Annotated in this window: 15 protein-coding genes; 8 read left to right on the top strand and 7 right to left on the bottom strand. The window is 60.2% G+C overall.

All coding sequences use genetic code 11. From position 1 onward, the window contains the following. A partial coding sequence (locus NPX02_RS06710; protein WP_260292684.1) for a hypothetical protein occupies positions 1-477 on the bottom strand: 477 nt, incomplete at its 3' end. Between the two features lie 267 nt (positions 478-744). Then, positions 745-2,511, bottom strand: a complete 1,767-nt coding sequence (locus NPX02_RS06705; RefSeq protein WP_260292683.1) for a sensor domain-containing diguanylate cyclase — start codon at positions 2,509-2,511, stop codon at positions 745-747. A 240-nt stretch (positions 2,512-2,751) separates the two neighbouring features. On the opposite strand from NPX02_RS06705, the gene NPX02_RS06700 reads away from it, so the two are divergent. From NPX02_RS06700 to NPX02_RS06680, 5 genes are all read left to right on the top strand, one after another. Beyond that, the gene (locus tag NPX02_RS06700) at positions 2,752-3,195 is read left to right on the top strand and encodes an inorganic diphosphatase (RefSeq protein WP_335342299.1); all 444 of its coding nucleotides are present in this window, start codon (positions 2,752-2,754) and stop codon (positions 3,193-3,195) included. 493 nt (positions 3,196-3,688) lie between these two features. Beyond that, a complete protein-coding gene (gene soeA / locus NPX02_RS06695; RefSeq protein WP_260292681.1) occupies positions 3,689-6,613 on the top strand; it encodes a sulfite dehydrogenase subunit SoeA in 2,925 nt (974 codons plus the stop codon). After that, a complete protein-coding gene (locus tag NPX02_RS06690; protein ID WP_260292680.1) occupies positions 6,610-7,335 on the top strand; it encodes a 4Fe-4S dicluster domain-containing protein in 726 nt (241 codons plus the stop codon). The genes soeA and NPX02_RS06690 overlap by 4 nt, the downstream gene beginning before the upstream one ends. Positions 7,336-7,970: 635 nt before the next feature. Beyond that, positions 7,971-8,951: a dimethyl sulfoxide reductase anchor subunit family protein gene (locus NPX02_RS06685; RefSeq protein ID WP_260292679.1), complete on the top strand. Its 981-nt coding sequence runs from the start codon at positions 7,971-7,973 to the stop codon at positions 8,949-8,951. A gap of 508 nt (positions 8,952-9,459) precedes the next feature. After that, positions 9,460-9,999 carry a hypothetical protein gene (locus tag NPX02_RS06680; RefSeq protein ID WP_260292677.1) on the top strand — a complete coding sequence of 180 codons (540 nt, stop codon included), beginning with the start codon at positions 9,460-9,462 and terminating at the stop codon, positions 9,997-9,999. An 11-nt stretch (positions 10,000-10,010) separates the two neighbouring features. On the opposite strand, the gene NPX02_RS06675 is transcribed toward NPX02_RS06680, so the two are convergent. The 3 genes from NPX02_RS06675 to NPX02_RS06665 all read right to left on the bottom strand — a co-directional run bounded on the left by NPX02_RS06675 (position 10,011) and on the right by NPX02_RS06665 (position 12,567). Further along, entirely contained in the window at positions 10,011-10,952 is a 942-nt protein-coding gene (locus NPX02_RS06675) for a hypothetical protein (protein ID WP_260292675.1), read from the bottom strand. A 116-nt stretch (positions 10,953-11,068) separates the two neighbouring features. Next, positions 11,069-11,944 (bottom strand): DMT family transporter, encoded by an 876-nt coding sequence (locus tag NPX02_RS06670; RefSeq protein WP_260292674.1) that lies wholly within the window; start codon positions 11,942-11,944, stop codon positions 11,069-11,071. Positions 11,945-12,072: 128 nt separating this feature from the next. Beyond that, positions 12,073-12,567, bottom strand: a complete 495-nt coding sequence (locus tag NPX02_RS06665) for a 3'-5' exonuclease (RefSeq protein WP_260292673.1) — start codon at positions 12,565-12,567, stop codon at positions 12,073-12,075. Between the two features lie 629 nt (positions 12,568-13,196). Between NPX02_RS06665 and NPX02_RS06660 the strand changes: the two genes are divergently transcribed. The 3 genes from NPX02_RS06660 to NPX02_RS06650 all read left to right on the top strand — a co-directional run bounded on the left by NPX02_RS06660 (position 13,197) and on the right by NPX02_RS06650 (position 16,838). After that, positions 13,197-14,396, top strand: coding sequence for a PEP-CTERM sorting domain-containing protein (locus NPX02_RS06660; RefSeq protein WP_260292671.1), 1,200 nt, complete (start codon positions 13,197-13,199; stop codon positions 14,394-14,396). A gap of 166 nt (positions 14,397-14,562) precedes the next feature. Next, positions 14,563-14,961 carry a hypothetical protein gene (locus NPX02_RS06655; protein WP_260292670.1) on the top strand — a complete coding sequence of 133 codons (399 nt, stop codon included), beginning with the start codon at positions 14,563-14,565 and terminating at the stop codon, positions 14,959-14,961. Positions 14,962-14,993: 32 nt separating this feature from the next. After that, positions 14,994-16,838 carry a tetratricopeptide repeat protein gene (locus tag NPX02_RS06650; RefSeq protein ID WP_260292669.1) on the top strand — a complete coding sequence of 615 codons (1,845 nt, stop codon included), beginning with the start codon at positions 14,994-14,996 and terminating at the stop codon, positions 16,836-16,838. 203 nt (positions 16,839-17,041) lie between these two features. Here the strand turns inward: NPX02_RS06650 and NPX02_RS06645 are convergent, their stop codons facing one another. After that, positions 17,042-18,478 (bottom strand): pyridoxal phosphate-dependent decarboxylase family protein, encoded by a 1,437-nt coding sequence (locus tag NPX02_RS06645; RefSeq protein WP_260292668.1) that lies wholly within the window; start codon positions 18,476-18,478, stop codon positions 17,042-17,044. Positions 18,479-18,605: 127 nt separating this feature from the next. Further along, positions 18,606-21,149, bottom strand: a complete 2,544-nt coding sequence (locus NPX02_RS06640) for an EAL domain-containing protein (protein WP_260292667.1) — start codon at positions 21,147-21,149, stop codon at positions 18,606-18,608. Positions 21,150-21,480: the final 331 nt, after the last annotated feature.

The following is a 21,480-nucleotide window of genomic DNA, read 5'->3' as shown; positions in this document are numbered from 1 at the left end:
GAATTTTCTTGTAATCAGCTTCCATTTATCTAAGCACCCTCCCATGTCTCGCTCCCAAATAGCACAGTGGAACGAGTTAATGTTTTTCGGCGCCTTTCTGCCTTTGTAGCGTTCAAAGAAGTATTCTTGCAACCAACCCCACCGGAAGATATAGAACTTGTCATCACCCAGCGCTTCGCCGAGAGACACGAAAACACAGATGATCTTCCTATCGAGCTCTTGGTTCACCCCCAAAACCTTCTGCCCTTTCGAGGTAACCTCAATATCTAGGAACTTCCGGATATCAAACTGCCAAGAGTCTTTGTTAATTGCTTTAACTTGTATATGGCCTGTGACACCGTTGGCATGAGCAAGAATATCTATATCGGGAACGTTGCCGGAGAATGGCGTTGCAATAATGCCCTTTCGACCTAACTCGGCGGTTACTAGGTGCTCACCGATTTGCCCCGTAAGTTTTGAGCTTAATCCTGTTGCCACTGACTACCCTTTAATGCTGTTTATATAGCCCGCGCATCCCGCCCATAGAAGCTCATTCCTTAATATACCTGAGTCTATCAGCCGACGACCTTGTTGAACAGCCACAAGACGAGCGTCCGCTTCATGTCGATAACTGACTTTCATACATATCCAAGCCAACGGCTGCTATGCGCCAATGCCAGTCGGCCTTCGGGTAGGCAAGCTCATCCGGAATACACAAATCAATTAGCCGCGCCACTTAGGCTCCTAGCCAGGGTGGCCGGTCGGTTAGCGGGTATTGGCTGCCTCCTGGGCGAAGCGAACTTCCGATCTCCGCTCCTTGGCCAGGTAGAGCGCCACATCGGCCTGCTTGAGTAGTTCGTCGGGTGTGTTGCCATGTGCCGGAAAGATGCAGGCACCGATGCTGGCGCCAATTTCAATTGCATGCTGGTCGATAGGGAAGGGCTCGAGCAGGGCGCTCATGATCCTGTCGGCAATCTGCCGAATGGCCTCCCGGCCGCTGACGAAATCCAGCAATACGGCAAACTCGTCACCACCCATCCGGGCGAGCAGATCCGTCTCCCTCAGGCATTTTTGGATTCTCCGGCAGACGGCGATCAGCAGGCGGTCGCCCACCTCATGGCCGTACCGGTCATTTACCGGTTTGAACCGGTCCAGATCAATCAGCAGCAAGCCGAACCCGTCGCCACCGCGTGTGCTGAGTTTCACCGCCCGGTCGATGGTGTCCTTGAATTTCCTGCGGTTGGCTATGCCGGTCAGCGGATCCTCATAGGACATCTGTTCAAGCGCCTGCTCCATCTGTTTCTGCTTGATCACGCTGGCGAGTGCGTTCGATACGGATTCGAGGAACTGCACCTCGACGGGGGACTGTTTGTGGCCATGTTTGACATAGAGATTGATCACGCCCAGGGTCCGTTGCTTGTCCAGTATTGGAATGCAGTAGTGGCCGTGTGGCTGCATGCCGGATAGCTGCGTTGCATGGTCATGGTCCAATCCAGATTTGTATACGGTCTGCCGTTGCTGTGCGGCCATGCCGCACAGACAGGTGCCGAAATCAACCCGGTCGCATTTGGCCATTAGCGCGGCCCCCAGATTATGTGAAGCGGTCATCTCCAGGCTGTTCTCGGACCGATCGGTCAGGAAAATGCTCCCCTTGGATTCCACCGCCAGCCAGCGGACGTTGAGAATGATGTTGAGCGATCTGTCCAGGATTTCCCGTAGCGGCCTGCCACCATGGGCAACCGCCAGCACGTCATAGAGCGCGGAGGCCGTTTCGGCCCGCTTGATCGTCAGTTCATGGGATTCATCGAGCAGGGTAGTGGTAAATATGCCGCCCTGGATCAGTGAGACAATGACGATCACCATGGCCGCCAGCAGGTCGGTGTCGAGGTAATCTGTAAAAGTTGTGTCAACGCCGGCCGGATAGAAATCCACCCCCAGCATGGCGGTGTAGTGCATCGATGCCACCGCAATGCCCATGATGATGGCGGCGATGATTTTCAGCCGCAACTGGTGGAACGTCGGTGAACCACGGAAGTGGTTGATCAGCAACAGGGCGATGGACGAGACTACCACGGCGATGACCACCGACAGCAGGACGATGGGCAAGTCGTGCTGCATGCGCGCATTCAGCACCATGGCGGCCATGCCCGTGTAGTGCATGCCGGCTATGCCGGAGCCCACGATGGCGCCCAGCTGAACCGCTTTTGCCGGATTGATCGCCTGGCCTGAACGGATGGGAATGACGGCCAGGGAACAGACGATTACCGCCAGGATCAGGGAGAGCAGTGTCAGGCTGGTGTCATAGTGAACCGGGATCGGCAGATGGAATGCCAGCATGCCGATGAAATGCATGCCCCAGATACCGGACCCCAGGCTGAGCCCAAAGGCCGCGATCCAGATGACGTCCCATTTGCGGTTTGTGGTTGCATAGATCCGGGTGACGCTGGTCAGGGCTACAAAGGAGGATGCAATCGCTACCATGACGGAAAGGGCTACCAGCAGATAGTTGTAACCCCCTTGCAAGGCCTGCATGATTACTCCTGAATAGGTTCCGTCTCAAGGTCAGGGTAGTTCAGCGGATCCGATTTGTACTTGATCTAAAGCAGTAGTCCAGACGACTAGCAACCGGCACGGACCGGTTGAGGCCACTTCAGTGTCACCTGCCTCGAGGGCAGGCCTGTCGGCCAGGGGATATCCGCTATCCTCTAAAGTATGCAAACACTTGAAAATCGACACGCGAACCCTTCCGCGGACCCTCCCGAGGTGGAGGTAGTGATAGAGATCCCCCGTGGCAGCTTTCTCAAGCGTGGGAGCAGCGGGCATATTGATTTTGTGTCGCCACTGCCGTGCCCCTTCAACTACGGTAGTGTTCCCGGCTATATCGGCGGGGAGGGAGATCTGTTGGACGCGGTGGTGTTGGGTCCCCGCCTGCCCCTTGGAACACATACCCGGGTACGGGCCTGGGGGGCGATCGGGCTTTCGGAGCGCTTCATGTATGACGACAAGCTGATCTGCAGCCGCGAGCCGCTGCGATCCGGCCAGCGTCGTATGGCGCTGCGTTTTTTCCACTTCTACGCCCTGTGCAAGGGGTGGCTCAACTTCTGGCGGGGTCGTAAGGGGGCTACCCGTTGTGAGGGCTGGGGTTCCGCCGATGCTGCCATTGCCCGTGCGAGGCCGATCGGACCAGATTGGCGTGGTCCCCAGGTGCCTTATTAGGCCTGTGGCGCACAACCACGTCTGCAGGGGATGCGTGACCAATCTGCCGGGAATGCGTGATGGTGTCGGAGTCAAATTTGATGGACAGTGGCGTATAAAATGTCCCATTTCCTTGATCAAATTTGACTCTGACCTGAATGGCACTTAATTAGGCAGTCTATTCCCGTGAAAGTAAGTGGATCGTCATTCCGGCGCAGGCCGGAATCCAGAGAAGCGACCACCATTGGTGGATATGGATCCCGGCCTGCGCCGGGATGACGGTGGTTCTTGGCTTAAGTAAGTGCCATTTGACTCCGCCCGCTATGCTAAATCCCTGTTCCGTGTCCGCTGATTCGTTCCATAAACCCATGAATTATAAGGTAGGGTAAATCCTTTTGGGCCATTCACTCACTCCATGTCTCCATAAACAACCCTGCAGTTGCAGCGCAACAAAGCGAATATTAGAATAAGATTAATTAATGATTTTTATCATACCTTGAATTCGGGAATGCCCATGCAAGATCCAACCACCCAATCCGACAACGACCTGGGCCGTGTGGAGGTCAAGACCACCACCTGCTACATGTGCGCCTGCCGTTGCGGTATCCGGGTGACGCTGCGCGACGGCCAGATCCGCCACATCGAGGGTAACCCCAACCATCCCCACAACCAGGGGGTGATCTGCGCCAAGGGCTCCTCCGGCATCATGAAGCAGTACTCGCCGGCGCGTATCACCAAACCCCTGTTACGGCGGCAGGGTGCGGAGCGGGGCACCTCCGAGTTCGAGGAGATCTCCTGGGAACAGGCGTTCGAGATGATCAGCGAGCGGCTGGCGCGGATCCGCGCCGAGGACCCGAAGAAGTTCGCCCTGTTCACCGGCCGGGACCAGATGCAGGCCCTTACCGGTCTGTTCGCCAAGCAGTTCGGCACGCCCAATTACGCGGCTCACGGCGGCTTCTGTTCGGTCAACATGGCGGCCGGCATGATCTATACCATCGGCGGTTCGTTCTGGGAGTTCGGTGGGCCGGACCTGGAGCGGGCCAAGCTGTTTGTGATGATCGGCACCGCCGAGGATCACGACTCCAACCCGTTGAAGATCCACATCTCGAAATTCAAACGGCGTGGCGGCCGCTTCATCTCCATCAACCCGATCCGCTCCGGCTATTCGGCGATTGCCGACGAGTGGGTGCCGATCAAGCCGGGCACCGACGGCGCACTGATCCTGGCCATCAATCACGAACTGATCAACCAGGGCCTGTTCGATCGCGAATTCCTGATCCAGTACTCGAATGCCGCCGAACTGGTGGTGGACGATCCCCGGCGCGATGATCACGGTCTCTTCTCCCGTTTCGAGATGCACGTGGAGGAGGGCTGTTTCGATCCCGAGAACAAGCTCTGGTGGGATCGCGATCTGGACAAGGAGATCTCCACTCACACCCCTGGTACCGAGCCCCGGCTGCTGGGGTCGTTCCGGCTGGAAGATGGCACCAAGGTGAAACCGGCCTTCCAGCTGCTCAAGGATCGGCTGGAGGAGTACACCCCGGAGTGGGCCGAGGGGATTACCGGTATCCCGGCCGCCACCATCCGCCGCCTGGCCCACGAGATGGGCGTCACCGCCCGCGACCAGAAGATCGAACTGCCGATCCAGTGGACCGACAGCTGGGAGAACGAGCACGAGTCGATCACCGGCAACCCGGTGGCGTTCCACGCCATGCGCGGCATCGCCGCCCACTCCAACGGTTTCCAGTCGATCCGCGCCCTGAGCATCCTCATGACCCTGCTCGGCACCATCGACCGGCCCGGCGGCTTCCGCCACAAGGCGCCGTTCCCGCGGCCGATTCCGCCCTGCCCCAAGCCGCCGAATTCACCCGACGCGGTCAAGCCCAACACGCCGCTGGATGGCATGCCGCTGGGCTGGCCGGCGAAGCCGGAAGACCTGTTCGTCGACGAGCAGGGCGAGGCGGTGCGCCTGGACAAGGCGTTCTCCTGGGAGTACCCGCTGTCGGTGCACGGGCTGATGCACAACGCCATCACCAACGCCTGGCGCGGCGACCCCTATTCCATCGATACCATGCTGCTGTTCATGGCCAACATGGCCTGGAACTCCTCCATGAACACCGAGCAGATCCGCCACATGCTCACCGACAAGGACGAGCAGGGCGAGTACAAGATCCCGTTCCTGATCGTCTGCGACGCCTTCCAGTCGGAGACCGTGGCCTTCGCCGACCTGGTGCTGCCCGATACCACCTACCTGGAGCGCTACGACGCCCTCTCCATGCTGGACCGGCCGATCTCCGAGTTCGAGGGGCCGGTGGACTCGGTGCGTATCCCGGTGGTGCCGCCCACCGGTCAATGCAAGCCGTTCCAGGAGGTGCTGGTGGAGTTGGGCAGCCGCCTCAAGCTGCCCGCGTTCATCAATGAGAAGGGCGAGCGCAAATACCGCGACTATCCCGATTTCATCACCAATTACGAGACCTCGCCCGGTTCCGGTATCGGCTTTCTGGCCGGCTGGCGCGGCAAGGGCGGCGAGAAGTTCCTCAAGGGCGAGCCCAACCCGCGGCAGTGGGAGATGTACCAGAAGAACGACTGCTACTACCACTACAAGCTGCCCAAGTCCTACCAGTACATGCGCAACTGGAACAAGGGCTACCTGCACTGGGCGCGCAACCACGGCATGATCCGCTACGCCGAGCCGATCACCATTCACCTCTACTCCGAGGTGCTGCAGAAGTTCCGCCTCGCCGCCCAGGGTAAGGGTAAGGGGCGCCAGCCGCCGGAGCGGCTGCGCAAGCGTATCGAAATGCACTTCGATCCGTTGCCGTTCTACAGCGAGCCGCTGCTGTCACGCCTGGTGGATACCCACGAGTATCCATTGAATGCCCTGACCCAGCGGCCGATGGCCATGTACCACTCCTGGGACTCCCAGAACGCCTGGCTGCGGCAGATCCATACCCATAACTATCTGTTCGTCAACCCGATCCTGGCGCACGCCAAGGGGATCGACGACGGCGACTGGATCTGGGTCGAGTCGCCCACCGGCAAGGTGCGCTGCATGTGCCGTTACTCCGAGGCGGTGGAGCCGGGCACGGTCTGGACCTGGAACGCCATCGGCAAGGCGGCCGGCGCCTGGGGCCTGGCGCCCAACGCCAACGAGTCGCAGAAGGGCTTTCTGCTCAACCACCTGATCCCGGAGGAGCTGCCGCCCTGCGAGTCGGGCGAACACCTCTCCAACTCCGACCCGGTCACCGGCCAGGCGGCCTGGTTCGACGTGCGGGTGAAGATCTACAAGGCGGGCGCGGATGAACCGGCGCTGACATTACCCCAGTTCAGCGTGATGAAACCCCTGCCGGGCCAGAAGGTTCGCCGCGGCCGTTGGCAGGCGTTTTTTGCCGGCCAGTTGGGCAAAAAACCGGGCAGGAAGAAGGGGAGCAAGGTATGAGCCAACTGGCACTGGTTATCGATCTGAATGTCTGCGTCGGCTGCCACGCCTGTGTCACCAGTTGCAAGGAGTGGAACAGCTCCGGCTGGGCCGGTCCGCTACCGGACGAGAACCCCTATGGCGCCGATCCGAGCGGGGTCTTCTTCAATCGGGTGCAGACCTACGAGGTGGGCTGTTTTCCGCATACTGAGACCATCCATTTTCCCAAATCCTGCCTGCACTGCGAGGATCCGCCCTGTGTGCCGGTCTGCCCCACCGGGGCCAGCTACAAGCGCGCGGACAACGGCATCGTGCTGGTGGATTACGACAAGTGCATCGGCTGCAAATACTGCTCCTGGGCCTGCCCCTACGGCGCCCGCGAGATCGATGCCCAGAACAAGGTGATGAAGAAGTGCACCCTGTGTGTGGATCGGGTCACCGACCAGACCCTGCAGGAGTCGGAGCGCAAGCCGGCCTGCGTGCTGGCCTGTCCCACCTCGGCGCGCATTTTCGGCGATATTCACGATCCCGACTCGGCCGCCTCGGTGGCGATCCGCGAACAGGGCGGCTACCAGCTGCAGCCGGAGTGGGGTACCCAGCCGGCCAACCACTACCTGCCGCGGCGTCGCAGCCAGATGCAGATCCACGAGGACGAGCTGATCCGCGCGGATAACCCGCTGCGCAAGGAAGAGGTGGAGATGCCGATCGAGCAGGGCGATACCCTGGACGATGTGGCCTGGTAATTGGTATGCATTCCCACGCGGAGCGCGGGAACGAGGACGGGATCGTCGGTAGGGTGGGCACGTTTTTTGTGCCCACGCGGACGGTGTGGCATGGGAAGAGGTGGGCTCAGACTAGTGTCTACCCGAATGGCACTTACTTAAGCCAAGAACCACCGTCATCCCGGCGCAGGCCGGGATCCAGCCTGCTTAATGGTGGCGGTATTCCTGGATTCCGGCCTGCGCCGGAATGACGAAAAATCTGCAGCTCAGCCCACGCGGACGGTGCGGTACGGGAATGAGGTGGGCTCAGAACTACGCGCCTACCTTACGCGTTGGGTATGCATTCCCACGCGGAGAGACTGTGAAAGTATTCAGGCTGATCAACGCGGCAAAAAAATTGACCGCCTGAGAAGCCCGTAGAGAGGCGATCGCCATCTCGGGAAGGGTTTGGGTACCCCCCTTTTCGCGTCATTTGGCAATTCTTTCACAGTCTCGGAGCATGGGAACGAGGACTGTGTCACACGTAGGTTGGGGTGAGTGGAGCGAACCCCAACGAAAGAAGGTCCGGTCAATGCGCCATGTTGGGGTTCGCAGGCTCGCCCCAACCTACGGATTGCGGGCCGGCAGAAGAGCAAATCAGGAAATAGGATAAAACGATGCATCCGGCATTTTCGGTAATTTTTCTCACCACCCTGATCGGTATCGGACAGGGTCTGTTCCTGGCCCTGTTCACCGGCCAGGTGTACGCCCTGGCCGACCTGATACCGGTCCAGGAGAGCCAGGGCTTCCACGCCGTGGGCAGTCTCCTGTCGTTGCTGTTCCTGCTCCTCGGCCTGGTTGCCTCGGTGTTTCACCTGGGACGGCCGGAGCGTGCCTGGCGCGCGGTCACCCAGTGGCGCACCTCCTGGCTGTCGCGCGAGGTGATCGTGCTGCCGCTGTTCATGCTGCTGGTGTTCCTCTATGGCGTCGTGCACTACTTCGGCTGGACCGCTCCGCTGTTCCTGGTGGCGGAGACCCTGCCGGTGGATCTGTCCCTGATCATCGGCCTGCTGGCCAGTATCGTCGCCTTCGCCCTGTTCGTCTGCACCGCCATGATCTATGCCAGCCTCAAATTTCTCCAGGAGTGGCACACCCCGCTGACGGTGCTCAACTACACCCTGCTCGGGCTGGCCTCCGGCTTTATGTTCGCCGCGGCATTTTCCGCCTACATCGGCGCCGACCTGGTCCCCCTGTTCAGTAGCTGGGCGATGGTCTTCACCCTGCTCGGTGCCGGCTCCCGCGGCGCCTCCCTGGCGCGTAACCGGGCGCTACGCAACAGGTACGGGCTGCGCACCGCGATCGGGGTGCGCCATCCCAATATGAAACAGCTGAGCCAGGGCTTCATGGGGGGTGCCTTCAATACCCGGGAGTTTTTCCACGGCCGCACCCCGGGGGCGCTGCGACTGATCCGCTGGTTCTTTCTGCTGGCGGTGTTTCCGCTGCCGGTGGCGCTGATTGCCAGCGCCTACAGCCTGGAGTCCCCCTCGCTGCCGATCGCCGCATTCGCCCTGCAGTACCTGGGACTGATTGCCGAGCGCTGGTACTTCTTTGCCGAGGCCAAGCATCCACAGAATATCTATTACCAGTCGATGGCCTGAGTACCACTTCAATTTGATAAAATACTTTTGTCGGGTGGGCAAGCGACAGCGCATGCCATCCTCAGGTCCGTAAACGGTACATCCTTGTACCACTCCTCACCCTACAAAACTGAAACAGCTTTACCCGGCAAGTAACTACTCACCCGGTCTATAAGCGATTGGCCTGCCTTGTTGGCCGATCTTGATGGCGCCTCGAATCCGGCCCCTTTTTCAGAGTCAAGCCTGTCCTTGTTTGAGCGAAGCGAGTTTTGTCCAGGGAAGGACTTATGCCGCGAAGGCCAGGGATGGCCGGGAGCGGCTTGGGCAGGCGCTGAAAATGAGGCTGGATTCGCGGAAACAAGCCATCGTGTGAGGCCAACAAGGCAGGCCAATCACCCCGTGAGTAGTTACCCCGGCAATATTAAATTGGAGACCCCTGGCGATCGGATAATCATTCCAAAGGAAGCTTGTTACTCCCGGGGGGTTAAACTACCCTTAAGGTAATGAAGCGGTCACCTGAGGTGTATCAATGGGCAACGTCGCTGATTTCTGCAAATACAAGGCAAGGAAGGATTACGATCAAAAACTGCTGACCAAGGGATGGATGCCGACCCGGCTCGATGCGGATGCTGTGGGCGGGACCTCCATCTATATCTACGACGATCACACCCGGCTGTTGCTCTTCTCCGTGATCCAGCGCTCCAGCCTGGAACAGATAACCCGTCGCGTGAAACACACCGAAGGTGAAGAGCTGCTCAACCTGGCGGAACAGCTGAGCGCGCTGATCACCGACTTTTCCCACACCCCGCCGTTTCAGGGTGACCGGCGACTCTCGTTGATGGCGCAGACGGCGGCCTGGTTTGCCGGCCTCTCCCTGTCGCTGATCAACTGTCGCTCCCTGAAGGGCGAGTCCATCGTCATCTTCCGATTGGTGGACGTCGAGAACGGGGAGAGCGCCTTTCACCTGGCCCACCTGGCGTGGCCGGAGATCATGGAGAGCAGTCGTGCCGAATCGCAGCTCTCCGGCATGGCCCGGTCGCTGCGGCAGAGCCTGTTCGGGGGCGGTTGAGGTGTATCGCGTTAGCGGATCAATTGCTCCGCCTCGGTAATGACGACGCTGGCCGGCTCCCCGGCCACCCGCTTGCGGACCCAGTCGCGAAACGGCGACAGCAGCTCCTTGCCGTTGCCGAAGAATCCCAGATCCATATTCAGGTAGACCCCGGCGGCATTGATGACGATCTGTTCGGTGATGCCGTCTTGCAGGGTGGCGATGCTCAGCTGCTGCCAGTCGATGGCATGTCCGGCCTGGCGTGCGGTCTGGAGGTGGCCGACGAGCAGGCGTAAATCAGCGGCGATGGCCTCGCAACGTGCCTGTTTTTCCACCCGGTCCTCCAGGGTGCGAAATACAAACATCAGCCCGTCCGCGGTCTCGTAGATCGCCCCCTGGCGGTGTTGCAGGTGCCAGCCGCCGCGAACCCGGGGCACCTCGGCAAGCACTGGCGTGGGCGGGGTGGCGTGGTAGCGCGCGCAGTCATGCAGCAGGCAGTAGCCTTGCATAATTCGCTGTTCCATCAGCCCGGCCCTGGCGATTTCCGGTCCGCTGATGAGCACCGGGACATTGTCAATGAACAGCAGCAGCGGACCGGACTGGTTGGATTCAATCTCAATCAGGCTTTGATCGCTGACCGCGGCCCGCAGTACGTTGAGTTGATCGATAAATGCCTGCGACTCCCTTCTCCAGCGCGCCAGTTTCAGTCGTGCCTTCGGTTTGTCGTGTTGCTCGTCGGCGCTCTCCCGATAGCTGCTCTCGTAGGCGGCGACCAATTCGTTCAGGGCGATGGTGGCGAAGTCGTAGCGTTCCAGCCGACCGGCCTGGGCTACCGCGGCGGCCAGGGTACGGAACGGGGTTTCTCCTGCCGCTTGGGTGCCGGCCGGCGCCGCAGCCGCTCCCAGCACCGAACCAAGCAGGACGGCAGTGGCCGCTGCAAAGGCCAGAATCCACTCTCGTGCTGTCCGTAACATAGGCGACGTCCGCTGAAATGAGGGGCCAGTATAAGGAATTCATCCCCGCTGTCTGTGATCCCGGTAGTATTGCACCCGTCAAGCGACTGCGCGGCAAAACCCGCGGTTGGCGGCGGTCAGGAATCGGATGTCAGCGCCTGCTTCCGCCGCCGCGCCTGGCGCAGCTCGATCAGGCTGACCCCGGCGATGGTCAGGGTGCCGCCGATGGCCTTGTACAGGGTAAATGCCTCATCCAGGATCAGGATGCCGGCGGCCACGCCGATCAGCGGCGCCAGGAGCGAGAACGGTACCACCTGGTTGATGCTGAGGCGGGCGATCAGCCGATACCAGAGATAGTAGGCGACGATGGAGGAGCCGATGACGATATAGCCGAGGGCCGCCCAAGTGGCCCAGCGGGCGGACTGGATGGCGGCCAATTGTCCGGATTCAAACAGCCAGGAGGCGCCGGTCAGGATGGGAATGGCCAGCAGGCTCATCCAGCCGATGATCGTCAGGGGGTGTATCTCGCTGTGGCGTTTGATCAGCGCGTTGGCCCAGGCCCAGCAGAAGGCCGAGACCAGCAGCGCGAGCAGCGCCAGGGGGGTGCCGCCCTTTGGTTCGCCCGCCAGCAGGGCGGCGCCGGAGAAGGCCAGGGCCATGCCGAGGATACGCACCCGGCCCAGGCTGTCGGCGAACAGCAGGGTGGAGAGGATGACGCTGAACGGGATACCGAGCTGGATCATCAGCGCGGTGGTGGCGGCATCGGCACCACGCAGGCCGATAAACAGCATGCCGAAATGGCCAAAGCCCAGCACCGCGGCCAGTACGGCAATACTGCTGAACTGGGCGCGGGTCGGGCGGAAAAAGGGTGCGACCAGCAGGGCGACAAAGGCAAAACGCAACGCGGTCAGGGCCAGCGGCGGGATTTCCGTCACCGCGACCTTGATCACCACAAAATTGAATCCCCAGATAACCACCACGGCCAGGGCCTGGATCAGGTCGGAAGGTCGCATTGCATTCTGCTGCCTGTGTCGTGTTTGTGGTTGATGCGGCGTTCACCCGGCGGGCAGGCGGGTGGGCGCGTCTCTTTACCAGGTTGCCGAAGCGGCGCTGTCTGTGGCGTGTTGGACGGGTAGCCGGATCAACCCTCGCCACAGATGCCATGGGTGCGCCTGAAGGTCTCCTGTAAAATCATCGCGTCGGTGCTGGCGCGGTGACGGGTCAGGTTCAGCTCCAGGATCACTTGTTCCTTGGTGGGGTGCCAGAGTGCCACCTGCTGTTCGCTGATCAGGCTGCGCAGACTGTCCAGGGTGAACAGTTGTGGTACCCCTGCCAGCTCATAGAGCTTGCCGATCCAGGAGATGTCATGACCCCAGGCATCGGTATAGAGCGTGCGGCCACCGAGCAGCCGGTTCAGCGTGTCGGCCACTTCAGCGGGCGGTCTACCCTTCTCCAGCAGCAGTCGCCTGGAGATGCCGTGCACCGCTTCAGCGCTTTTGTCCCAGAAGGTCCAGTGCGCTGCCGGCCGGATGATATGACAGAAACTGCGCCGGTCAGGGAGCACCACGCCCACCTCTATCGGATAGCTGTCACGCCCGAACCCGGAAGCTTCAATATCGATGATCGCCGGTAGCATGGTCCCTCGCCGTTTGCCTCCTTATACACCCATCGGCCGAGCCGGTCATTAAAGAGAGCCTTGCCGCGGAAATCCACGCGCTCCGTCCGACAAACGATGCGTCCATCTTCCTTCGAATCCAGTTGAACCGGATCAATATGCACCCGGATCAGATCGCGTTCCTTGTCGAGCGGGTTCCACCTGGCCCGCTGCACGCCGGAGCGCCGCTCCTTCAGCCATTGTTTGTCTTCTCCTCGCTGATGAACTGTTTTTGAGGTGTCCAGGTGCTTGTGAGCTCCGGTTCGTGGATGGTGTCCGCCGCCAACAAAGCCGGTACGGGACAGGGCTGGATTACCACGGAATCGAGGTTGGTATCCACGCCGTGGTTGCGCAATTGAAGCCTAGGGAGTCCATTGTCGGCAAATTTTACAATGTGAACTCGCAATAAAGAATTTAAACATAGTATGAACTGCTTAATTACATTGAAAAACAATGCGATGTATTCGCATTAGAATCAATGGCACCAAAAATGCTTAAGATAACCGCATCGAGGAATTTCTGGATTATCCAGGAATCGTCTTATCGGTTATGGCTGCTTCCGATGCGGCTCAGTGAAACGGCGTAATAAAGGGTAATCCCGGAGGGAGATAATGAATAAGACATTTCGCAAAACCCTGGCATGCGCGGCGATCGCGGCCTCGCTGGGGACCGCTGCCATCACCGCGGAGGCGTCCCATTTCCGCGGCGGCGCCATGATACCAACGATTGAAAACGGCATATTGACGGTTGTGCAGACCACCTTCTGGCGCAAGAACACTGTCGAGTCCAATACACCGACGGTCACCGGTGTCGGTGGCATGACGTTTCAAAGTGCAGTCACGGACACCTCGGATTCGCGTTATGACAAGCAGACCACGGTCTACACCGTCGATATCAGCAATGTCACCCAGGGCGTCCTGAATATCACCGCGGGCAGTTGCTGCCGGGTGGCCACCGCCGGCAGCCTGGCCAACTGGATTGAGAGTTCCTGGGATCTCAACTCATCCATCAACTGGGACGGTAACGATGCCGCGCCGATCAATTTCGATTTCGGCACCATTCAGCCCGAGGTGAGTCGCCTCGCCGGCAATGACTATTCTCAGGGGCTCAACGCCACCTCTCCGGATGCCCTGGCCCTGAGCTACAACCAGGACCTGAATCTGAATATCAACTCGCAGGTGCCGGGCTTCACCGTCAACACCACCACCGGCCAGATGACCATTATCGGTGATGCCAACCGCGCCCAGATCACCGACAACACTTCGTTGGGTGGACAGAATGTGGGTGCCGACGCCGCCTTCAGCGGCAACATTATCGCCAGTGACGGTTCCATGGTGGAGTTCGACTGGATGTTCGACGGCGTGGATGCCGCCGCCAACCAGGCACCGATGGTGGATGATATGGTGATCAATGCCCTGGTCGGTCCCGGACCCATTCTGCATACCTTCACCGCCACCGACCCGGAAGACGGCGCCCTGCTCGGCCCGCCGGGAACCTGGGATCCGGTGCTGGTGCTCGGCGCGGGCTTCATCAACGCGTTGCCGACCTTTAATACGGCGACTCAACTGCTGAGCTGGGATACCACCGGTTATGCGCCGGGACAGTACCTCATCCAGGCGCGCGCCTTTGATTCCGCCAGTGTGGGTGATTTCGGCCTGTTGACGATCAATCTCTGCAACAGTCTGAGTGATCCGCTCTGTAGCCAGACGCCGCCCCCGCCACCCGGTGTTCCGATTCCCGGTACGCTGTTCCTGTTGGGTATTGGCCTGGCCGGACTGGGTTGGCGATTCAATCAGCGTGGGCGGGATTGATCAGGCTGCATATCCGATGCCTGGTTGAGCAAACCCCGGGGACCCCATTTATGGGGTCCCTTTTTAATATCAGATACAGATGCTTCGCGGAAGCGCGGGATTTGGCTGGTCCAATAAAAATTCCCGACTATAATTTTTACACATGTCTCACAATAATAATAATCCAATGGCAGCTTGGCGTGGCAGTCAGGCGACGGTTTTCATGGCGGGAGCGCTGATCAGCCTGTTCGCCTATCCCGCCCAGCATTCAGCCATTGAGCGGGCGGGCGGGGAACTGGTTGAAAAAACCATAATGCCGGGAAAGATGCATGAAGAGTGTCTCCTGGTGAGAGCAAACCAGCAGTTACACTATGAATTCGATGCCAGCGTGGATGTCGAGTTCAATGTCCACTACCATGACGTGACGCTGGGTAGGATCATTTATCTTTTTGGTCCGTCTCTGGTCGGCAGCACGCCCGACATGAAGGGATACCGGGTCCAGGAGTCCCAGGTGCTCTGCCTGATGTGGAATAACACCCATGCGGAAGCCATTCGCCTGGAATATTCCCTTGGCGTCAGCCAGTAGGGATGAATCGAACCACACAAGAGGACGTCAACATGTTGCGGTTGTTTATGGGCGTAGTACTCATGTTATCCATGGCCCCGGTGAGCCATGCCATCACCATTGAACAATCGTCATCCCTGGAAACCCCCGCAATTGATTCGCTGAGCATCACTAATCCGGCGATTATCCGTGACAGTCAGTTGCAGGAGATTGTGCAGCTGATCCAGGCGGGCAAGCAACAGGAGGCAAATGTTCAGATAGCCAGAATTCTGGCACAACGGCCCAAGGATAAGGATGCCCTTGAGCTGGCGGGTATCTCCCTGATGATGATGAAAAATTTCAAGGCCGCCGAGGAGGCCTTCCGCCGGCTTATGGCACTTCCTCCGGTGAAGGCGGATGTGATCACCAAATATGGTGTAACCAAGATTCTCAACGGGGACGTTAAGATTGGCCGAACACTGTTGCAGCAGGTGGTGCGTGCAACCCCGGACGATAACCTGGCCAACCGCTATCTGGGCTGGTTGGCGCAGCAGTCGGGCGACACGCGGGAGGCCATTTTTTATCTGGAGAAGCTTCCTTCGGCCCAGATCGCCGGGCTGAAGGATTACCATATAGATCTGGCCCGCAACTATAAACAGGTACAGGCCTACCGGGCGATTATCGATCTGTTGTCGCCGGTGTTGTCCCCGGACAAGCTTGCAAACAAACGCTATCCCACTCAGGCGGCCCTGTATCTGACGCTGTCCTACGCGGCTCTGGGCGAAACGAAGAAATCCGCGCAGTGGGACGCGTCGCTGCGGCCGCTGGTTGCGGGCAATCCGTTGAACCTGTTTCAGCTGGAGATGGGTCTGGCGGAAGTGACAAAGGATACACAAGCGGCCCAGGCGGCGGCGCGAGGCTTGATGGAACGCGTACCGGATGCCGAGGCCCATGCCCGGTTCGGACTGGCCAGGGTCTTTTTGTTGGCCGGGCAGGTGATCAAGGCCATGGATGAATATGAGCTGGCGTTGAAAATCGTCGATGAAGCCGACACCGCACGTATCCTCCAGGTCATGATTCCGGTGTTGCTGAACGAACGCATGAATGACTATGCCATTGATGTGTTGGAACGGGCCACACGGAAATATCCGGATAATGATGATTTTTTATACGGGCTGGCTGATCTGCAGGCGTCAAGCGGACGGATCCAGGCGTCGCAGAAGACCCTGGCCGCCTTGATTGATCGACCGCAACCGCATGTGCCGGCCCTATTGCTCGGGGGGGAAGCGGCACGTGCAGAGAAGAACTACGCACTCGCCACTCGCTATCTGCGCCAGTATATCGACATAAATCCCAGCGGTGAAAAAGGTTGGATCGCCCTGGCCGGAGTCCAGTTTGATCAGGGTAAACTTTCCCAGGCCATAGAGATTCTGAAACAGGGTGCCGCAGTGAATCCGACTAAGGCGGTATTGGCCTACGAACTGGGTACGCTGTATCAGGCGGCCGGACAGCTGGATATGGCGAATCGGCAATATGAAGCGGCCCTTGCGTTGAATGCCAATTACCTGGCGGCCATGGATAACCTGGCCAGCAACCTGCTGGATATGAATCAGAATATCCAGAAAGCACGTGATCTGGCGGAGAAGGTGTATGCCGAACTGCCGGATGCCCCGTATATCCAGGACCTTTGGGGTTGGGCGTTGTATCGTAGTGGCGACCTCAAGAGTGCCCAGACCGCATTGAGCAAAGCGGCCGACGGGATAACCGATTCGGGACGCGCCGATTACCATCTGGCGCTGACCCTGCGGGATCTGGGTGATCACGAGAAGGCGAAAAAGCACTTCAGACTGGCCCTGGATAAGGGGCTGTCGGCGACGCTCCAATCGGAAGTTGAAGCGGCCATCAAGGCGACTAATTGAATTGGGACCGTCACACCTCACGGGGTGATTGGCCTGCCTTGTTGGCCGATTCGAGGAGACAAGCCGTCGTGTGAGGCCGGCAAGGCAGGCCAATCACTTATGAGACCGGTGAGTAGTTATTCGGCATCGGCAGCTCTCCTGGCGTAACCGGATAGGAGGACCGGCCACCCAGGTCGGCGCTATGCCACCGGTGCCGCTCGGTTTCAGTCGATCCGCGAGTGGATATCGGTTATCTCATCCAGCAGTGTCCGGATGTCGTTGAGGCTGGTTGCCGGATTCATGAACACCAGGCGCAGCCAGCGACGGCCCTTGTAGAGCGTGGAGGAGATGTAGAAGTCGCCCCGCTCCAGCAGCCGGCGGCGGATCTCCAGTTGGATGTGATCATCCCCGTCGATCCGGAAGCAGAGGATATTGGTCTCGGGGCGGATGGCCAGCTCGAACCCGGGCCGGCCCGTGATCAGTTCGGCCGCCTCCCGGGCACGCTGCACCAGCCCCTCCACATGTCCCGCCAGCCCCTGCTCGCCCATCGCCGCAATAGTCATGAACAGGCGCAGTCCCAGCCCCGCCTTGGTGCACTCCACGGTGCGCGAGATGAAGTCGAAGCCGGGCTGGTCCTTGGCGTGCAACAGGTAGCTCGCCTCCTGTTCGAAGGCGTGGTCCAGGTGGCGGTGATCGCGTACCAGCACGCCGGCGCAGACGGTGGGGGTGCACATCATCTTGTGGGCATCCCAGACCACCGAGTCGGCCTGGTCGATCCCGGCGAGCAGGTGGCGCAGCTTGTCCGACACCAGGGCGCCGCCGCCGTGGGCCGCGTCCACATGCAGCCAGATGGCGTGCCGGCGGCAGATGGCGGCGATCTCCGGCAGCGGATCGTACAGCCCGGCCGCGGTGCCGCAGGCGTTGGCGACGATGGCCATGATGCGCTTGCCCCGGGATTGCAGTTCGCTAATCTGCCGCTCCATCGCCGAGGGCAGCACCCGGCCGTCGGCATCGGCCGGCAGGGTCAGACAGTTGTCCTCGCCCAGGCCGAGGATGGCCACCGCCCGTTTCATCGAATAGTGCGACTGCTCCGGCACCAGCACCAGCAGATTGCCGGGGTTGCCGCTCTTCCAGAACGTCGGCACCCGGGCACTGCGTGCCGCCAGCAAGGCGGTGAGGTTGGCCAGCGATCCGCCATGGGTCAGGACGCCCCCGGCGTGGAGCGACTGCGGGTCGAGCTGGCGGTTGCTGGGCACCCCGCGCCAGCCGATTTTTTCCAGCATCCAGTTGACCATGAAGTATTCGATGCTGGCGGCCGCCGGACCCATCTCGTAAATGGCCATGGCATTGTTGGTGGCGCCGTCGATCAGCGAGCCGAGCGCGCCGGTGGGGTGGGGCACGGCCACCTGATGGGCCAGAAAGCCGGGATGGTGGAGGCGCGTGGTGGCCGCCAGGTAGTCGGTGACGAACCGTTTCAGGGATTCTCCGCTCAGGTCGCCCTGCGCTAGGTGTCGGCGCAGATCGAGTTGATCGATCAAGCGCTCCAGGGACTCCTGGTGGATCACCGGGGCCGCCTGCCCGGCCGACTCACGGATGTAGTCGGCCAGGGCCTGTACCACGATGGCGGCATCATCTGCAAAGGGGGTCTGTCGGCTGCTCATGGATCTGCCCGGTGCTACAAAGGTTGTGGGGTAGTCGTTGTTCTGAATGGGGAGAATACTGTAAACCCGGCGCCGAACAAAGCCGCGGCCCAATAACTTTACGCGCAATCCTAGACCGGAAGTCTGATCACCGATCCAGTGCGAAGGTGCCGGCAATCAGGAGCGGCTCGATGGACTTGGCCGGCAGGGGACGGGTAATGAAGTAGCCCTGCAGTTCGTCGCAGTGGTGCTGTTTGAGGAAATCGATCTGCTGCCGGTTCTCCACCCCCTCGGCGATCACCGACAGCCTCAGTTTGTGGGCCATGGCGATCATCGCCGCCACCAGTTCGGCGTCATCCCGGTTGGTCGGTACATCGCGGATGAACGAGAGATCGATCTTCAGCTTGTCGATCGGCAGCCGTTTCAGGTAGCCGAAGTTGGAGTAGCCGGTGCCGAAGTCGTCGATGGAGATATGGATGCCGTGGCTCTTCAGGGCCGTGAGCATGGGAATGACTTCGTGCGGACGCTCCATCACCGCGCTCTCGGTCAGTTCCAGCTCCAGGTAGCGGGGCTCCACCCGCGCCTGTTGTAGCATGCCGATCAGCCGCTCGCTGAATTCGGGCTGGATCAGCTGGCGTGCCGAGACATTGACCGCGATACGGAACTCCCCCAGGCCCTTGCCGATCCAGTCGCGGCACTGGTTGATGGCGGTCTCCAGCACCCAGTCGCCCAGTTCGGGGATGAGGCCGATATTCTCCGCCAGCGGGATGAACAGGGCGGGTGCGATATAGCCCAGTTCGGCGTGTTGCCAGCGGATCAACGCCTCAACGCCGGTGATCCGGCCGCTCTCCGCCAGCACCTTGGCCTGGTAGTGCAGGGTGAACTCCCGCTCCTTGATCGCCTTGCGCAGGTTGCTCTCCATCGCCAGGTGCTCCAGGGAGGTGGCGTTCATGGTGGCGGTGTAGAGCTGGTAGCTGTTTCTGCCGTCATCCTTGGCACGGTACATGGCGGTATCCGCGTTGCGGATCAGGGTCTCGCTGTTGTTGCCATCGTGGGGGTAGATGCTGATGCCGATACTGGCGGTGATGTAGAGCGTGTTGTTGGCCAGGGTAATCGGCTTGGCGATGGCGCCGATAATCCGATGCACCATGGCCACTGCGGCATCGGCGTCCTCGATCTCCTGCAGCAGCAGGGTGAATTCATCGCCCCCCATGCGGGCGGCGGTGTCGCCCTCGCGCATTTCCCTCTGGATCCGCCGGGCCACCTCCACCAGCAACTGGTCGCCGGCGCCGTGTCCCAGGGTATCGTTGATGCGCTTGAACAGGTCCAGGTCGATGAACACGATCCCCAGCAGGTGGTCGTGGCGGTGGGCGTTGGCGATGGCCACGGTGAGACGGTCATTGAACAGGCGCCGGTTGGGCAGGCCGGTGAGCACATCATAGAAGGCGAGGTTCTTGATCTGCTCCTCGCTCTTCTTGCGGTCGGTGATGTCCGACAGTATGGCCGCCAGCTTGGTGATCTCGCCTTCATGATTGCGGATGACGTTGATGCTCAGCCACTCCGGATAGATCTCGCCATTCTTGCGCCGGTTCCACACCTCGCCGGCCCAGTAGCCATCGCTGTGCACGGCGCTCCACATCTGCTGGTAGAAGGCGGCGTCGTGGCGGCCCGATTTGAGCAACGCCGGGGTGTTGCCGATACTCTCTTCCGCGCTGTAACCGGTGATCCGGGTGAATGCCGGATTGACCGACTGGATGAAGCCCCTGGCGTCGGTCACCATGATGCCGTCGCGGGAGGCCCTGATCACCTGCTGCGCCAGGTGCAGGTTCTCCTGCGAATGCTCCAGGGCAATGCGCCGCTCGCGCAGGGCGTTGCGCAGGTCGTCCACGTGCCGGTGATCGATACCGGTGAGAATCTCGGAAAAGGAGAGAATACCCACCAGTTTGCCCCCCGCGCCGGTAATGCCGAGGTGGCGGAAGCCCTGCTGATCGAAAATGGTTCGTGCCTGCATCAGCGACAGGTGGTCCGGTTGCATCACCAGCGGGCGGCTGGCCACCTCGCCGACACAGGCGCTGGTGCACTGGGTGGCGATGGTCTTGAGGAAATCGCGCTCGGTGAAGATGCCGTAGGGCGCATCGTCGGCATAGAAAACGGCCGCCGCATCGACCCCGACTTCGCGTAGCCTTTTGATCGCCTGGTTGAGTGACAGATGCGCCTCGAGGATGACCAGTGGCCGTTTCAACAGGGTGGAGATGTTGCGCAACAGCAGATCGTGCTCCACGCCCTGGGCGCGGATCAGGTCGCTCTGACTGAGCAGACCCACCGGCTGGGCATCCTGGTCGATGACCAGCAGGTGACGGATCTGTTCCAGTTGCAGCAGCCGTTCGGCCTTCTCCAGCGTGGCGTGCTGTTCAATACTCTTAACCGGTCGGCTCATGACGCTGGAGACCGCTTGATAGACCGCCTGCTGATCCTCCGTCAGGTCCAGCTTCAGAGCGTCCGCCTCGGTCCAGATCCCCAGCGGTAGTTGGTTGTAGGTGATGACAATGGCGCTGCAGCGTGCCTGCCACATCATGGCGGCGGCTTCAATAATCGGCGTCGATGGCGGACAGTTGAGAATCTTCCGGCTGATGATGTCGCCGACCGTGATACTCCTGGTGGATTCAGTGCTGATTTCTTGACTGCAGTTCATGCCATAACGCCGGGGCTGAAAGGGGTACAGGGCATTAGCGGCCGCGGGGGGCGAGACTTTAACCGGCGGTATCGGCTTAGGGTTCGCGAAAAAATAAGTTCCGGTATTCGGTCGCCACTGGACCCCGTCGGCGGCGTTTCGCTTTTTGGCAAGGGAACAGGTTTGTCCATGGATGGACTTATGCCGCGGAGGCCATGAGGAGTGGTACAGGGATGTACCGTTTACGGAGCCGAGGATGCGATGGCCGGGAGCGGCCATTGCCTGCAAAGCGTGCCTTGCCGACATGGCCCAGTGACGTCCTCGGTACTGCGAAATTATTCTTGCGCGAGCC

Origin of the sequence: Sedimenticola hydrogenitrophicus (assembly GCF_025175675.1) — a bacterium.
Classification (GTDB): Bacteria; Pseudomonadota; Gammaproteobacteria; order Chromatiales; family Chromatiaceae; genus Sedimenticola; species Sedimenticola hydrogenitrophicus.
This window is presented reverse-complemented; position numbering and strand designations above follow the sequence as displayed.